Genomic DNA, 13,745 nt, shown 5'->3' on the forward strand with positions numbered 1-13,745 from the left:
AGATGGTGATGCCGGGTGACAACGTGAAGATGACGGGGAAGTTGATTGCGCCGATTGCGATGGAAGAGGGATTGCGATTTGCCATTCGTGAAGGCGGCCGTACCGTTGGTGCCGGCGTCGTCTCCAAAATAATCGAGTAAGCGAGATGGCGGAGCAAATCATCCGAATACGTTTAAAGGCATTCGATCACCGATTGATTGATCAGTCAACGCGCGAGATTGTAGAAACCGCGAGACGCACGGGCGCACAAGTAAAGGGACCCATCCCTTTGCCAACGAAGAAGGAGCGTTTTACTGTTCTTATATCACCACATGTAAATAAGGATGCCCGGGACCAGTATGAGATCCGTACGCATAAGCGATTGCTGGATATTGTCAATCCGACCGAAAAGACGGTCGATGCGCTGATGAAGCTTGATCTTGCGGCCGGAGTTGAGGTCCAGATTAAACTGAATTAGCACCAAGAGCGCAGGACGTACCGAAGGACACCTTAATTATAACTAAGCATTGGGCAAAGAAAGCTGAGATAGGTAATGATTGGAGTAGTTGGACGAAAGGCCGGTATGACGCGCATCTTTACTGATGAGGGGGTATCGGTGCCCGTTACTGTCATTGAAGTCGCACCGAATCGTGTAACGCAGATCAAGTCGCCTGATCGGGATGGTTACCGTAGCGTGCAGGTAAGCTGGGGTTCTCGGCGTCCTAACCGCCTTAGTAAGCCCCTTGCTGGCGTCTTCGCCAAGGCCGAAGTCGAGGCAGGTCGCGGTCTGGTTGAATTTACTCTCAAGGCCGGTGAGGGAGAGGAGCTTGCCCCGGGCGGTGAGGTCAAGGTTGACGTGTTTGAAGTTGGGCAGAAGGTGGATGTCAGCGGCACCACAATCGGGAAAGGTTTCGCCGGGACGATCAAACGGCACAACTTCCGTTCAGGTGATGCGAGTCACGGAACTTCCAAGGCGCATCGCGCACCGGGCTCTATAGGGCAATGTCAGACGCCTGGCCGTGTGCTGAAAGGGAAGAAGATGGCTGGACACATGGGAAATGTGCGTCGCACCACCCAAAATTTAGAAGTCGTGCGTGTCGATACGGATCGCAACCTGCTCCTGATCAAGGGCGCGGTGCCAGGAGCTAAGGGCGGCGTTGTTCTCGTGCGGCCCGCGTGCAAGGAAGCTGGCTGAGGATCAGATGATGCAGTTGAGTGTACATCGAGCTAAGAAAGGTGGGGCTCGCACAGGGGTCGAAGTCTCCGATTCCGTGTTTGGAACGGAATTTAATGAAGCCCTGGTGCATCAGGTTGTCACAGCCTATCTCGCCGGTGGGCGTGCCGGTACGCGCGCGCAGAAAACGCGCGCTGAGAAGAGAGGAGGTGGTGCAAAACCGTGGCGTCAGAAAGGCATGGGTCGTGCGCGCGCAGGCTCCACTCGAAGCCCTCTATGGCGCGGTGGTGCTCCCACCTTTGCCGCGAAGCCGAAAAATTATGCCCAGAAAGTCAACAAGAAGATGTACCGGTGCGCAATCCGCTCGATTATGTCGGAACTTGTTCGACAGGAGCGACTGCTCGTGATGGAAGATTTCTCCATTGACGCGCCAAAGACGCAAGAATTAGCGCAGAAGCTAAAATCGCTCGGCTTAGCCGATGTGCTGATTGTGGCTGAAGATGTGGATGAGAATCTCTATCTTGCGGCACGGAATCTTTCCCGAGTTGATGTTCGGGATGCGTCGGCGATTGATCCAGTAAGCCTTATCAGCTTTGAAAAGGTTGTGGTCACGAAGGCCGCCTTGAAGAAAATCGACGAGTGGCTGACATGACGCGGGAACGACTGATGAAGGTGCTGCTTGGGCCACGTGTCACAGAGAAAAGCACCCGGCTTGCGGAGGCCAATCGACAATTTGTGTTTAAGGTGGTCAAGGATGCAACCAAACCTGAAATTAAAGAAGCCGTGGAGTTAATGTTTAATGTGCAGGTCGAATCAGTTCAGGTATGTAACGTAAAGGGTAAGAGTAAGTTGACGCAGCGTATTCCAGGGCGAAGAGCCAGCTGGAAGAAGGCCTACGTATGTCTGAAACCTGGTTTCGATATCGAGTTTATGGGGGCCCAATAGTTGTTTAAGGGTTAGACATGCCAGTCATTAAGCCTAAACCAACATCACCTGGTCGCCGAGGGGTTATCCGGATCGTGACGCCGGAACTTTATAAAGGTGAGCCATACGGACCGTTACTGGAGAAGCAGACCAGGACGTCTGCACGGAATAATCGGGGCCGTATAACCGTTCGTCACCGTGGGGGTGGACATAAGCAACGCTACCGAATCGTGGATTTCAAGCGAGATAAAGATGGTGTACCGGCCCGAGTGGAGCGCATCGAATATGACCCGAATCGATCTGCGCACATTGCCCTGATTCTCTATGCCGATGGCGAACGGCGCTACATCATTGCGCCGAAGGATATCGCTGTTGGCGACGTCGTTGTTTCTGGCACGGAGGCACCGATTAAGCCCGGAAATTGCTTGCAGCTTCGCAGCATCCCTATGGGTACGACAGTCCATTGCGTCGAACTTAAACCCGGTAAAGGGGCGCAACTCGCGCGCAGTGCTGGTGCCGCGGTCCAGCTTTTGGCTCGGGAAGGTGGTTACACGACACTCAGATTACGCTCGGGAGAAATACGGAAAGTCTCGACGGAGTGTCGTGCCACCATTGGTGAAATTGGGAATACTGAGCATTCACTGCGTGCCCTTGGTAAGGCGGGGGCGAAACGTTGGCGAGGTATTCGTCCGACAGTCCGCGGCGTTGCGATGAACCCGGTTGATCATCCCCATGGTGGTGGCGAAGGGCGTACTGCGGGCGGTCGCCACCCCGTTACCCCTTGGGGTCAGCCTACCAAGGGCCACAAGACGCGGAAGACAAAACGAACGGATCACTTGATCGTACGCCCTCGGCGGAAGAGCTAGCGAGGAATCAGGATGCCACGTGCAATAAAAAAGGGCCCATTCGTTGACTATCATTTGGCAAAAAAGGTGGAGGAGGCGAAGGCAAGTAACGACAAACGGCCGATCAAAACCTGGTCTAGGCGGTCGATGATCGTTCCTGAGATGGTCGGCCTAACGATCGCAGTGCATAACGGTCGCAAGCATATCCCAATTTACCTCACGGAGGACATGGTCGGTCATAAACTTGGGGAATTCGCCGCGACACGCACCTTTCGAGGCCATGTTGGGGACAAGAAGATCAGCAAATGATGGCAGGGCTTGAAATGGCGACCACTGCAACATTGAAGTATTCGCGCCTTTCTCCACAAAAGGCACGTCTAGTGGCAAATCAAATCCGTGGTCTGCCAGTAGAGCATGCACTGAATATCCTGACCTTCAGCAAGAAGAAAGCTGCCAGTGTGGTCAAAAAGGTTCTGGAATCGGCAATCGCCAATGCCGAACACAATGATGGGGCGGATATCGATGAGTTGAAGGTGACAGCCATATCTGTTGATGGAGGACCGACGATGAAGCGATTTCGTCCTCGTGCGAAAGGCAGGGCAAGTCAGATCTTGAAACGGACGAGTCACATTATGGTGACCGTGTCGGACAAAGCTTAGCGAGGTTGTTATGGGGCAAAAGGTACACCCGGTTGGTTTTCGATTAGGCATCATCAAGGATTGGTCGTCGACTTGGTACGCGGATTCCAAGAATTATTCAGACTATCTCAATGTCGATCTCAAAGTACGTGCCTTTTTGAGAAAGAAGCTAGCGCACGCATCTGTGAGCCGTATCCAAATTGAACGGCCGGCACATAATGCCCGGATCATCATACACACCGCTCGGCCTGGGATTGTGATTGGGAAAAAGGGCGGGGACATTGATCGCTTGCGCAAGGAGGTGTCAGACATGATGGGGATCCCGGCACACATTAGCGTTGAAGAGATTCGCAAACCGGAACTTGATGCCCAGCTCGTGGCCGAGAGTGTAGCGCAACAGATTGCGCGACGTATCATGTTCCGCCGCGCCATGAAGCGCGCTGTAACGAACACGATGCGGCTTGGGGCTCTAGGAATGAAGATCAACGTGAGTGGCCGGTTAAATGGTGCTGAAATCGCGCGTTCAGAGTGGTATCGGGAAGGTCGTGTGCCATTGCATACGCTGCGTGCAGATATTGATTACGGCTTCGCTGAGGCATACACAACTTACGGGGTTATCGGTATCAAAGTCTGGATCTTCAAAGGCGAGGTTCTTGGCTCTGGTGACGTGGACGAAGAAGTTGCACCAGACACCACTGCGGCAAAATAGTGGATTTGGGACATGTTACAGCCGAAAAAGACCAAGTTTAGGAAACAGAGCAAAGGGCGGAATCGTGGATTGGCGACGTCTGGTAATAAGGTGAGTTTTGGCGAATACGGTCTTAAAGCAGTGACCCGGGGGCGCATCACAGCCCGCCAGATCGAGGCCGCGCGTCGGGCCGTTACCCGGTATGTTAAGCGTGGTGCAAAGGTATGGATTCGGATCTTTCCCGATAAGCCGATTTCCAAGAAGCCCGTGGAAGTGCGCATGGGCGGCGGCAAAGGTAACGTGGAATATTGGGTCGCACAGATTCAGCCTGGCCGTATGCTGTATGAGATCGAAGGTGTTCCTGAGCAGATTGCGCGTGAGGCGTTTCGGCTAGCGGCGGCAAAGCTCCCGGTTCAAACGAGTTTTGTATCCCGGACCATACTTTGATGAAACCAGGCAGTTTACGAGAGAAAAAGCCAGAGGAGCTGCAGTCACTCCTTCGTGATCTGCATCGGGAGAAATTTAACCTGCGTATGCAGAATGGTGCAGGGCAGCTTAGCAAACATACTCAATTAAGGGCAGTTCGACGCGATATTGCCAGAATAAAGACAGTGCTGAAAGAGCATACGGTGGTTGACGCAAAATGACTGATGTATCGCAGGGACCTAGGAGTCTTACTGGTCGGGTTGTAAGCAATAGGATGGAGAAGACCATTGCAGTTCTGGTACAACGCACAGTTAAACACCCCCTCTATAAAAAATATATTCGCCGTACGACGAAATTTCTGGCACACGATGAAAATAACGAATGTAAGGAGGGTGATGTGGTAACAATTGAGGAATGCCGGCCCATCTCCAAACGGAAAGCATGGCGCTTACAGAAAATCGTGAATCGTGGACCAGAGCTTTAATAGAATGCATTAGATGTTGGAATGCGCAACATCAGAAATAAGTGAAAGAGACTGCGAGTTAGCTGAGATAAGCCATGATACAGATGCAGACAGTGCTCGATTCCGCCGATAATAGCGGTGCTCGCCGCCTTATGTGCATTAAAGTCCTCGGCGGGTCTCGCAGGCGCTACGCCGGCATCGGTGACATTGTTAAGGTGAGCGTTAAGGAAGCGATACCGCGGGGAAAAGTAAAGAAAGGAGAGATCTATAATGCCGTCGTGGTTCGCACGAAGAAAGGCGTGCGGAGACCGGATGGTTCCTTGATTCGCTTTGACAGCAATGCCGCTGTCTTGCTTAATAATCAGCTACAGCCGATAGGTACCCGCATTTTCGGACCGGTAACGCGGGAATTGAGAAGTGAACGCTTCATGAAGATCATTTCGCTTGCTCCTGAGGTCCTGTAGACCGGGTAGCCGTCATGCAGAAAATACGCAAGGGTGATGAGATCGTCGTGCTAACTGGCAAGGATAAAGGTAAGCGAGGTGTAGTGCTGCGCGTGTATCCCGATCACCGGGTAAGTATAGAGAACGTCAATATGGTCAAAAGGCACACGAAGCCAAACCCAATGCGAGGAACAGCCGGTGGAATTATCGAAAAGGAAATGCCGATTCATGTTTCGAATGTGGCCTTGTATAACTCTGTTACAAAAAAACCAGACAGGGTTGGGTTCAAGGTGCTTGAAGACAGACGCAAGGTGCGCTATTTCAAGTCCAATAACGAAGTGCTAGATGCGTGATTTTGGGTAAAAGTATGGCTAGGCTGCATAACTATTACCAAGAAGTTGTGGTCAAACAGTTACAGGACCAGTTTGGTCACAAAGGAATTAGCGAGGTTCCACGGCTGTCAAAGATCACTCTGAACATGGGTATTGGTGAGGCAGTTGCCGACAAGAAGGTGGTAGAGAACGCACTAAGCGACCTAAAGCGTATATCAGGTCAAAAGGCAATAGTTAACTTGGCACGTACGTCTATTGCTGCGTTTAAGATACGGGCTGGCTTTCCTGTCGGGTGCAAGGTCACTTTGCGCAAGGAGCGCCTGTACGAATTTTTTGATCGTCTGATCAGCATAGCGATTCCGCGTATAAGGGACTTCCGTGGGTTTAGCCCGAGTTCATTTGATGGTCGTGGGAATTACAGCTTAGGCGTAAAGGAACAAATCATCTTTCCAGAGATCGATTATGACAAGATTGATGCCATCCGTGGTCTTGACATTACGATAACGACGACTGCACGGTCTGATGAAGAAGGTCGTGCGCTGCTAGCGGCATTTAATTTCCCTTTCCGCAGTTGATTGATAAGAGGTTATTATGGCGAAGTGTTCAATGATAAATCGTGAGACAAAGCGGCTTCGCATGGTGAAAAGATATGCATCGAAACGTGCTGAGCTGAAGGCAGCAGCCAAAAATATGAACCTCAGCGAGGAAGCGCGACAGGATGCTCGCCGGAAGCTCAACAGTTTGCCACGGGACTCAAGTCGTGTGCGTTTACGGAATCGGTGCAGTATTACGGGACGGCCTCACGGCTTCTATCGGAAATTTGGTCTTGGGCGTAATAAATTGCGCGAGGCCGCGATGCGGGGCGATGTCCCGGGGCTTGTTAAGGCGAGTTGGTAAGAAATTTGCGGGCGTTATGGCATTTGAGGTGTAGGGTAATAGTCATATGAGCATGCAAGATCCGATAGCGGATATGTTAACCCGCATACGAAATGGTCAGATGGTAGAGAAGAAGCAGGTAACGATGCCGACTTCCAAGGTGAAAGTTGCTATCGCCAAGATATTGAAGGACGAAGGTTATGTTACTGACTATGTAACTGAGACCGTCGATGGCAAGCTAGCGTTGACGATTGTTCTGAAATATTTTGCGGGGAAACCCGTTATTGAGTCGCTGCAGCGAGTCAGCCGTCCCGGCCTGCGCATGTACAGGTCAAAGGGCGATCTTCCTGCAGTGGTGGGCGGTTTGGGAGTTGCTATTATTTCCACATCTCACGGTGTGATGACGGATCGGGCTGCCCGCGCCCAAGGTTTTGGGGGCGAAGTCCTTTGTTTCGTAACATGATCTAGATCACGATGTCACGAATAGCGAATATTCCTGTTGAGATACCGCCTAACGTTGAGGTGACCCTTGATGGACGAAAGGTAACCGTCAAGGGCCCAAAGGGTACGCTTGAGCAACAAGTGCATCCTTTGGTGCAGGTCGACCGGGAGGATAATGTGCTCAAAATTTCGGCGCGGGATGAATCCAAGCCTGCAAAAGAATTGTCGGGTACGACACGTGCGAACCTGAGTAATATGGTGACCGGGGTCTCCGAAGGTTTCTCACGCAGGTTGCAGATCATTGGTGTCGGGTACCGCGCACAAACGCAGGGCAAGGTCCTGGATCTAGTGGTCGGTACTTCACATGCGATCAAGTTCCAAATCCCGGACGGGATCACTGTCGAGACGCCGAGTCCGACGGAAATAGTCGTTCGTGGATTTGATAAACAGAAGGTGGGGCAGGCTGCTGCCCAGATCCGTGCTTATCGGCCACCAGAACCCTATAAAGGCAAAGGCGTCCGTTATGTGGATGAAATGGTTATCCGCAAGGAAGCCAAGAAGGCTTAAGATCCATGGCTTTTAGCAGGAAAGAGTCGCGTCTACGCCGTGCCCGCCGCGGGCGGGCAAAGATTAGAGAACTTGCAATGACGAGGTTGTGTGTGCACAGGACACCGCGGCATCTGTACGCGCAGATCATAACGCCCAGTGACGCAAGCGTACTCGCCAGTGCGTCCACCTTGGACAAAGAAGTTAAGGGTAAAGTTAAAAATGGCGGCAATGTCGCTGCTGCAGTACTGGTGGGTGAGGTGATTGCGAAACGCGCTACAAAAGCTGGGATCACCAAGGTTGCTTTCGACCGTTCCGGCTTCAAATATCATGGCCGGGTAAAAGCACTGGCAGATGCTGCCCGTGAACATGGTCTCCAGTTCTGAGGGCTTTGCATGGCAGTTGTAAAACCCATTCGTGAGACTGACGAGCTTCTAGAAAAACTTGTCGCCATCAAGCGTGTTGCCAAAGTGGTCAAGGGGGGGCGCCAATTTGGCTTTGCTGCGCTCGCGATGGTCGGGGATGGCAAGGGCAGAGTTGGTTTCGGTCGGGGAAAGGCTCGGGAAGTGCCGCTCGCGATTCAAAAGGCGATGGAGAACGCGCGCCGTAACATGATTGCAGTGCCATTGGACGGCAGGACGCTACCGTATGCCGTTACCGCAACCCATGGTGCGGCTAAAGTATTTATGAAACCGGCTTCTGAAGGCACAGGCATCATTGCTGGTGGAGCCATGCGAGCCGTCTTTGAAGTTCTGGGTGTGCACGATGTCTTGGCGAAGTCCTTGGGGTCTCCGAACGCGAATAATGTCATCCACGCCACAATGAATGGGCTTCGCACTATGGTAACGCCCGATGAATTTGCGACAAAGCGTGGGAAGACCCTGGACGAAATACTGGGTTAGGTGATGGCCAAAAAGAAGCAAATTAAGGTGACGCTCGTCAAAAGTACTGTCGGGCGCCTGGCCTCGCACAAGGCTTGTATCATGGGTCTTGGGCTTCGACGAATTGGGCATACGGTCCTGCGTCAGGATACCCCTGAGAACCGTGGGATGATCAATAAGGTCGAGTATCTCCTCAAAGTCGAGGAACATTGAGATGCGGTTGAATACTATCAAACCGGGTCCAGGCGCGCGAAAGGCGGGCAAGCGAGTGGGGCGCGGCATAGGCTCAGGGCTTGGCAGAACCGGTGGACGCGGCGATAAGGGGCAAAAATCGCGTTCAGGGGGCTACCACAAGGTTGGGTTTGAAGGTGGTCAGATGCCTCTGCAAAGGCGTCTACCCAAGTTTGGCTTCAGGTCCCGAATCGCGCGTACCACGGACGAGGTGCGCCTCCACGAGCTCGCCAAGGTAGAGTCTGAAATAATTAACATTGAGGCACTCAGACAAGCCGGGCTGGTATCTCACAACATTAAGCGCGTTAAGGTCATTGCCCGGGGTACACTGGATAAGCCGGTGGTACTCCGTGGTATCGGTGTAACGAAGGGTGCACGGGCGGCGATAGAAGCATCAGGTGGGAAGATAGAGGGTTCGAATGGCGAATAGTGGTGCCATTTCAAGTCTACCGGGCGGATTGGCTGGCCTCGGTAAACTGACCGAGCTGCGGCAGCGCTTGGTGTTCGTGATCATCGCGCTGATCGTGTTTCGCATCTGCACCCATATTCCAGTGCCAGGGATCAATCCTATCGCCTTGAGCGAGCTGTTTAATCAACAACGCGGAACGATTCTGGATATGTTTAACATGTTTTCCGGTGGCGCACTGCAACGCTTTTCGGTGGTAGCTCTCGGGATCATGCCCTATATTTCGGCGTCGATTATTATGACACTGTTAACTCATGTACACCCAACCCTTGAACAGCTCAGAAAAGAAGGCGAGGCAGGAAGGCGAAAGATTACCCAATACACGCGCTATGGAACGGTTTTTTTGGCAGCATTCCAGGCATTTGGGGTTTCGATGGCGCTGGAAGGCCAGCAGGCTGCGGGACAACCGATTGTGATCGATCCGGGGATTGGATTTCGCATTACGACCGTCACCACGCTCGTGACAGGGACCTTGTTCCTCATGTGGCTCGGTGAACAGATCACAGAACGCGGCGTCGGAAACGGTATCTCCATGATCATCTTCGCTGGCATTGTGGCGGGGCTACCATCCGCGGTAGGCGGGACGCTGGAATTATCTCGAACGGGTGAGATGCATATACTCATGGTGCTGGCGCTGTTTATGCTTGCTGTTGTCGTGACTGGCTTTGTTGTATTTGTTGAACGTGGACAGCGACGGATCACGGTAAACTATGCCAAACGCCAGGTGGGGCGGAAACTCTATGCTGGCCAATCCAGTTATATTCCGCTCAAACTGAATATGGCGGGCGTTATTCCCCCGATCTTTGCCTCGAGCATTATCCTGTTTCCTGCAACCCTTGGCGGCTGGTTCGGGTCATCCACGGGCCTGGGATGGTTAAGCAATCTTTCCAATACTCTCTCCCCTGGGCAGCCACTGTACGTTATCGGTTATGCTGCTGCGATCGTTTTCTTTTGTTTCTTTTATACGGGGATCGTTTTCAACCCGAGGGAAACTGCAGATAATCTAAAGAAGTCTGGTGCATTCATTCCCGGCATGCGCCCCGGTGAGCAAACGGCCCGTTACATAGACGGCGTAATGACCCGTCTGACCTTAGCGGGAGCCATATACATCACGTCTGTCTGTCTGTTACCGGAGTTTTTGATCTTAAAATATAGCGTACCATTTTATTTCGGAGGGACGTCGCTTTTGATTATTGTAGTCGTGGTGATGGATTTTATGGCGCAGGTACAGGCACATTTGATGTCGCATCAGTACGAGGGATTGTTGAAGAAAGCGAATCTCAAGGGGCACGGACGGCGGCCGGCATAGTGTGAGGGAGATTCAGTGAAGGTAAGAGCATCTGTCAAAAAAATGTGCCGTAATTGCAAGATCGTCCGGCGCAAGGGCGTGGTACGGGTGATTTGCAAGGACGCCCGCCATAAGCAGCGCCAGGGCTAACTTATTGAATGTTAGTGGAGAAATGTTCTAATACCCCATCTCTGGATGGGATTGGAGAATAGAGTTCATGGCTCGAATCGCCGGTGTCAATATCCCAGTCAATAAACATACTGAGATAGCGCTCACTTATATTTACGGGATTGGGCGTTCTCGTGCGTGCACCATCTGTAATGCTGTGGGAATCAAACCGGAAGTGAAAGTTAGGGATCTGACAGAAGGCGAGCTGGATCTGCTTCGAAATGAAATTAGCAAGTTTACCGTCGAAGGTGATGTACGCCGCGAGATTTCTATGAGTATCAAACGCCTGATGGATCTCGGTTGCTATAGGGGTCTGCGCCACCGTCGTGGTCTGCCGGTACGGGGACAGCGTACGCAGACCAATGCCCGTACGCGTAAGGGCCCACGTCGGATCATCCGCAAATAAGGGAAAAGTTAGGTCGTCATTATGGCAAAAACGTCAACTCGGGGTCGAAAGCGGGTCAAGAAGACCGTTGTAGATGGGGTCGCTCACATTCACGCGTCTTTTAACAATACCATGATTACGATAACGGACCGGCAGGGCAACACCTTGGCGTGGGCTACTGCCGGTGGCAGTGGGTTCCGCGGTTCACGGAAGAGCACGCCGTTTGCTGCTCAGGTTGCTGCAGAAAAAGTCGGAACCATCGCAGCAGGATTCGGCATGAAAAATCTAGAAGTATTTATCAAAGGCCCTGGCCCGGGGCGGGAATCCGCAGTCCGGGCCCTCAACGCCCATGGATTTAAGATCACGAATATAACTGATGTCACACCAATTCCTCACAACGGTTGCCGCCCACCGAAGCGGCGTCGAGTTTAAAAAACGGTAACCACTATGGCAAGATATCTTGGGCCAAAATGTAAACTCAGCCGCCGGGAAGGGGTAGACCTGCTACTTAAGAGCCGGGCGCGCCCGCTGGAATCAAAATGCAAGATTGACAAGATGCCGGGACAACAAGGCGTGCGCCAGCGTCGCTTGTCTGACTACGCGCTCCAACTACGGGAAAAGCAGAAATTGCGTCGAATGTACGGGATATTGGAGCGCCAATTCCGAAAATATTATAAGGAAGCAGCGAGACGCAAAGGCTCAACTGGCGAGAATCTTCTGAGACTTTTGGAATGCCGCTTGGACAACGTTGTGTATAGGATAGGTTTGGGCAGTACCCGCAATGAGGCGCGGCAGCTCGTCAGCCATAAGTCCATTCAGGTCAATGGCCGATGCGTCAACATTCCCTCGTATCAAATTAAGCCTACAGACGTCATCGCGGTACGTGATAAGTGCAAAAAGCAGTCGCGTATCCAGGATTCATTGGCGGTAGCGGAACAATACGGTTTTCCAGAATGGATTGAAGTCACTGCCAGTAAGATGGAAGGCGTTATCAAGACTATACCCGAGCGGACCGATCTACCGCCGGACATCAATGAGCAACTTGTTGTAGAGCTCTATTCCAAGTGAGCTTACCGGAGGGTTAAGTTACATGCAGGCAAGTGTTAGTGAATTACTCAAGCCACGTCGGGTCGACGTTGAGCCGACCAATGACCGCTGCGCAAAGATTACGATCGAACCCCTTGATAGAGGATTTGGATATACACTCGGTAACGCGCTGCGCCGAGTTCTTCTGTCTTCGATGTCAGGTTGTGCAGTCGTTGAGGTAGAAATTAAGGGTGTGCTGCACGAATACACCACCATAGAGGGTGTGCAGGAAGACGTGACCGACATTCTTCTGAATCTTAAGGGTTTGGCGATACGCATGCACGCGAAGGACGAAGCGACGCTGACGCTAAGCAAGCGGGGTCCTGGGCAGGTGCGTGCCAGTGATATTACGCTGGATCATGACGTTGAGATCGCTAACCCGGACCACGTGATTGCTAATCTAACAAAGGCGGGTGAGCTAAACATGAGCATAAAGGTCGTGCGGGGGCGGGGTTATCAACCCGCCACTGTAAGGGCTACGGGCGATGAAGATCGAGTTATTGGTACGCTGAAACTCGACGCATCATTTAGTCCCGTTCGCCGGGTGTCGTATGAAGTGCAAAGCGCCCGTGTGGAGCAGCGCACTGATCTCGATAAGTTGATAATTGAAATTGAGACTAACGGCGTAATAGATCCCGAGGATGCCGTACGCCAGGCGGCCGCCGTTTTGCAGAACCAGTTATCGGTTTTTGTCGCTCTGGAAGCTCAGGAGCAGGGGATCCAGGACGCTGCACAAGAGCCGGAGATCGATCCAATCCTGCTGCGTCCGGTGGACGATCTCGAGTTAACGGTTCGATCCGCGAATTGTTTGAAGGCCGAGAGTATTTATTACATCGGCGATCTCATACAGTGCACGGAGGTTGAGTTGTTGAAGACGCCTAATCTTGGTAAAAAGTCGCTCACCGAGATTAAAGATGTCCTGGCATCACGCGGCCTGTCTCTCGGCATGCGCTTGGAGAAATGGCCTCCTGCGGGTCTCAACGATGACGACCACTCGAAGACCTCGCCCGGGGTGTTGGGGAGTCGTTAGACGGGAGGGATTATGCGCCATTCGTTTAGTGGACGGAAACTCAACCGCACTAGTAGCCATCGCCAAGCAATGTTTCGAAATATGACGGTGTCTTTGATGCGGTACGAGATGATCAGAACGACTTTGGCAAAGGCGAAGGAACTCCGTCGCGTGGCCGAACCTCTGATTACACTGGCGAAGGATGACAGCGTTGCGAAAAGACGTTTAGCATTTTCCCGGCTGCGAGATCGCGAGATCGTATCTAAGTTGTTCAATGAACTTGGGCCGCGCTATCAAAAGCGCCCGGGTGGTTATCTGCGGATATTGAAATGCGGGTTTAGAGCAGGAGATAAGGCCCCAATGGCCATCGTGGAAATGGTTGACAGACCAAGCCCAGGAACAGACGACGATGCTAAGCAGGTTGACGCGTAGGTTGCAGCGACGGGCACTTAAAAA

General features: G+C 52.3%; 29 protein-coding genes. All 29 read left to right on the forward strand.

The features are described from left to right. Nucleotides 1-140, forward strand: a 140-nt coding sequence (gene tuf, locus O6944_09670) for an elongation factor Tu (protein MCZ6719402.1), incomplete at its 5' end; no start/stop codon positions are given. 5 nt (nt 141-145) lie between these two features. Then, nucleotides 146-457 carry a 30S ribosomal protein S10 gene (rpsJ, locus tag O6944_09675; GenBank protein ID MCZ6719403.1) on the forward strand — a complete coding sequence of 104 codons (312 nt, stop codon included), beginning with the start codon at nt 146-148 and terminating at the stop codon, nt 455-457. A gap of 75 nt (nt 458-532) precedes the next feature. Further along, a complete protein-coding gene (gene rplC / locus O6944_09680) occupies nt 533-1,174 on the forward strand; it encodes a 50S ribosomal protein L3 (protein MCZ6719404.1) in 642 nt (213 codons plus the stop codon). A gap of 10 nt (nt 1,175-1,184) precedes the next feature. Next, complete coding sequence (rplD, locus tag O6944_09685; GenBank protein ID MCZ6719405.1) at nt 1,185-1,805, forward strand: 50S ribosomal protein L4; 621 nt, start codon at nt 1,185-1,187, stop codon at nt 1,803-1,805. Further along, nucleotides 1,802-2,098 (forward strand): 50S ribosomal protein L23, encoded by a 297-nt coding sequence (gene rplW, locus O6944_09690; protein MCZ6719406.1) that lies wholly within the window; start codon nt 1,802-1,804, stop codon nt 2,096-2,098. Before rplD ends, rplW begins: the two co-directional genes overlap by 4 nt. A gap of 17 nt (nt 2,099-2,115) precedes the next feature. After that, nucleotides 2,116-2,943, forward strand: a complete 828-nt coding sequence (gene rplB, locus O6944_09695; protein MCZ6719407.1) for a 50S ribosomal protein L2 — start codon at nt 2,116-2,118, stop codon at nt 2,941-2,943. A 12-nt stretch (nt 2,944-2,955) separates the two neighbouring features. After that, nucleotides 2,956-3,231, forward strand: a complete 276-nt coding sequence (gene rpsS, locus O6944_09700) for a 30S ribosomal protein S19 (GenBank protein MCZ6719408.1) — start codon at nt 2,956-2,958, stop codon at nt 3,229-3,231. A gap of 14 nt (nt 3,232-3,245) precedes the next feature. Continuing rightward, the gene (rplV, locus tag O6944_09705) at nt 3,246-3,581 is read left to right on the forward strand and encodes a 50S ribosomal protein L22 (GenBank protein MCZ6719409.1); all 336 of its coding nucleotides are present in this window, start codon (nt 3,246-3,248) and stop codon (nt 3,579-3,581) included. Between the two features lie 10 nt (nt 3,582-3,591). Then, complete coding sequence (gene rpsC, locus O6944_09710) at nt 3,592-4,269, forward strand: 30S ribosomal protein S3 (GenBank protein MCZ6719410.1); 678 nt, start codon at nt 3,592-3,594, stop codon at nt 4,267-4,269. A gap of 12 nt (nt 4,270-4,281) precedes the next feature. Continuing rightward, nucleotides 4,282-4,695, forward strand: coding sequence for a 50S ribosomal protein L16 (gene rplP, locus O6944_09715; GenBank protein ID MCZ6719411.1), 414 nt, complete (start codon nt 4,282-4,284; stop codon nt 4,693-4,695). After that, complete coding sequence (rpmC, locus tag O6944_09720; protein MCZ6719412.1) at nt 4,695-4,895, forward strand: 50S ribosomal protein L29; 201 nt, start codon at nt 4,695-4,697, stop codon at nt 4,893-4,895. The genes rplP and rpmC overlap by 1 nt, the downstream gene beginning before the upstream one ends. Continuing rightward, nucleotides 4,892-5,158: a 30S ribosomal protein S17 gene (rpsQ, locus tag O6944_09725; GenBank protein MCZ6719413.1), complete on the forward strand. Its 267-nt coding sequence runs from the start codon at nt 4,892-4,894 to the stop codon at nt 5,156-5,158. Before rpmC ends, rpsQ begins: the two co-directional genes overlap by 4 nt. A gap of 74 nt (nt 5,159-5,232) precedes the next feature. Continuing rightward, nucleotides 5,233-5,601, forward strand: a complete 369-nt coding sequence (gene rplN, locus O6944_09730) for a 50S ribosomal protein L14 (protein MCZ6719414.1) — start codon at nt 5,233-5,235, stop codon at nt 5,599-5,601. A 14-nt stretch (nt 5,602-5,615) separates the two neighbouring features. Further along, nucleotides 5,616-5,933, forward strand: a complete 318-nt coding sequence (gene rplX, locus O6944_09735) for a 50S ribosomal protein L24 (GenBank protein MCZ6719415.1) — start codon at nt 5,616-5,618, stop codon at nt 5,931-5,933. 14 nt (nt 5,934-5,947) lie between these two features. Continuing rightward, nucleotides 5,948-6,487, forward strand: a complete 540-nt coding sequence (gene rplE, locus O6944_09740) for a 50S ribosomal protein L5 (GenBank protein MCZ6719416.1) — start codon at nt 5,948-5,950, stop codon at nt 6,485-6,487. A 16-nt stretch (nt 6,488-6,503) separates the two neighbouring features. Then, nucleotides 6,504-6,809: a 30S ribosomal protein S14 gene (gene rpsN / locus O6944_09745; GenBank protein MCZ6719417.1), complete on the forward strand. Its 306-nt coding sequence runs from the start codon at nt 6,504-6,506 to the stop codon at nt 6,807-6,809. Between the two features lie 46 nt (nt 6,810-6,855). After that, on the forward strand, nt 6,856-7,251 hold the full coding sequence (gene rpsH, locus O6944_09750) for a 30S ribosomal protein S8 (protein MCZ6719418.1): 396 nt from the start codon (nt 6,856-6,858) through the stop codon (nt 7,249-7,251). An 11-nt stretch (nt 7,252-7,262) separates the two neighbouring features. After that, nucleotides 7,263-7,796: a 50S ribosomal protein L6 gene (gene rplF / locus O6944_09755; protein ID MCZ6719419.1), complete on the forward strand. Its 534-nt coding sequence runs from the start codon at nt 7,263-7,265 to the stop codon at nt 7,794-7,796. Between the two features lie 5 nt (nt 7,797-7,801). Then, the gene (gene rplR, locus O6944_09760) at nt 7,802-8,161 is read left to right on the forward strand and encodes a 50S ribosomal protein L18 (GenBank protein ID MCZ6719420.1); all 360 of its coding nucleotides are present in this window, start codon (nt 7,802-7,804) and stop codon (nt 8,159-8,161) included. Nucleotides 8,162-8,170: 9 nt separating this feature from the next. After that, nucleotides 8,171-8,677 carry a 30S ribosomal protein S5 gene (gene rpsE / locus O6944_09765; GenBank protein MCZ6719421.1) on the forward strand — a complete coding sequence of 169 codons (507 nt, stop codon included), beginning with the start codon at nt 8,171-8,173 and terminating at the stop codon, nt 8,675-8,677. Nucleotides 8,678-8,680: 3 nt separating this feature from the next. Continuing rightward, on the forward strand, nt 8,681-8,869 hold the full coding sequence (gene rpmD / locus O6944_09770; protein MCZ6719422.1) for a 50S ribosomal protein L30: 189 nt from the start codon (nt 8,681-8,683) through the stop codon (nt 8,867-8,869). Between the two features lies 1 nt (nt 8,870). Further along, nucleotides 8,871-9,317 carry a 50S ribosomal protein L15 gene (gene rplO / locus O6944_09775; GenBank protein ID MCZ6719423.1) on the forward strand — a complete coding sequence of 149 codons (447 nt, stop codon included), beginning with the start codon at nt 8,871-8,873 and terminating at the stop codon, nt 9,315-9,317. Continuing rightward, a complete protein-coding gene (gene secY / locus O6944_09780; GenBank protein ID MCZ6719424.1) occupies nt 9,307-10,662 on the forward strand; it encodes a preprotein translocase subunit SecY in 1,356 nt (451 codons plus the stop codon). The genes rplO and secY overlap by 11 nt, the downstream gene beginning before the upstream one ends. 15 nt (nt 10,663-10,677) lie before the next feature. After that, a complete protein-coding gene (gene rpmJ, locus O6944_09785; protein ID MCZ6719425.1) occupies nt 10,678-10,791 on the forward strand; it encodes a 50S ribosomal protein L36 in 114 nt (37 codons plus the stop codon). A gap of 67 nt (nt 10,792-10,858) precedes the next feature. Beyond that, on the forward strand, nt 10,859-11,215 hold the full coding sequence (gene rpsM / locus O6944_09790; GenBank protein MCZ6719426.1) for a 30S ribosomal protein S13: 357 nt from the start codon (nt 10,859-10,861) through the stop codon (nt 11,213-11,215). A 21-nt stretch (nt 11,216-11,236) separates the two neighbouring features. Next, the gene (gene rpsK, locus O6944_09795) at nt 11,237-11,626 is read left to right on the forward strand and encodes a 30S ribosomal protein S11 (protein MCZ6719427.1); all 390 of its coding nucleotides are present in this window, start codon (nt 11,237-11,239) and stop codon (nt 11,624-11,626) included. Between the two features lie 15 nt (nt 11,627-11,641). Next, nucleotides 11,642-12,262, forward strand: coding sequence for a 30S ribosomal protein S4 (rpsD, locus tag O6944_09800; protein ID MCZ6719428.1), 621 nt, complete (start codon nt 11,642-11,644; stop codon nt 12,260-12,262). 22 nt (nt 12,263-12,284) lie between these two features. Then, the gene (rpoA, locus tag O6944_09805) at nt 12,285-13,310 is read left to right on the forward strand and encodes a DNA-directed RNA polymerase subunit alpha (GenBank protein MCZ6719429.1); all 1,026 of its coding nucleotides are present in this window, start codon (nt 12,285-12,287) and stop codon (nt 13,308-13,310) included. Nucleotides 13,311-13,322: 12 nt separating this feature from the next. Then, nucleotides 13,323-13,721 carry a 50S ribosomal protein L17 gene (rplQ, locus tag O6944_09810; GenBank protein ID MCZ6719430.1) on the forward strand — a complete coding sequence of 133 codons (399 nt, stop codon included), beginning with the start codon at nt 13,323-13,325 and terminating at the stop codon, nt 13,719-13,721. Nucleotides 13,722-13,745 lie beyond the last annotated feature (24 nt).

The organism is Gammaproteobacteria bacterium (genome assembly GCA_027296625.1).
GTDB lineage: Bacteria > Pseudomonadota > Gammaproteobacteria > JAKEHO01 > JAKEHO01 > JAKEHO01.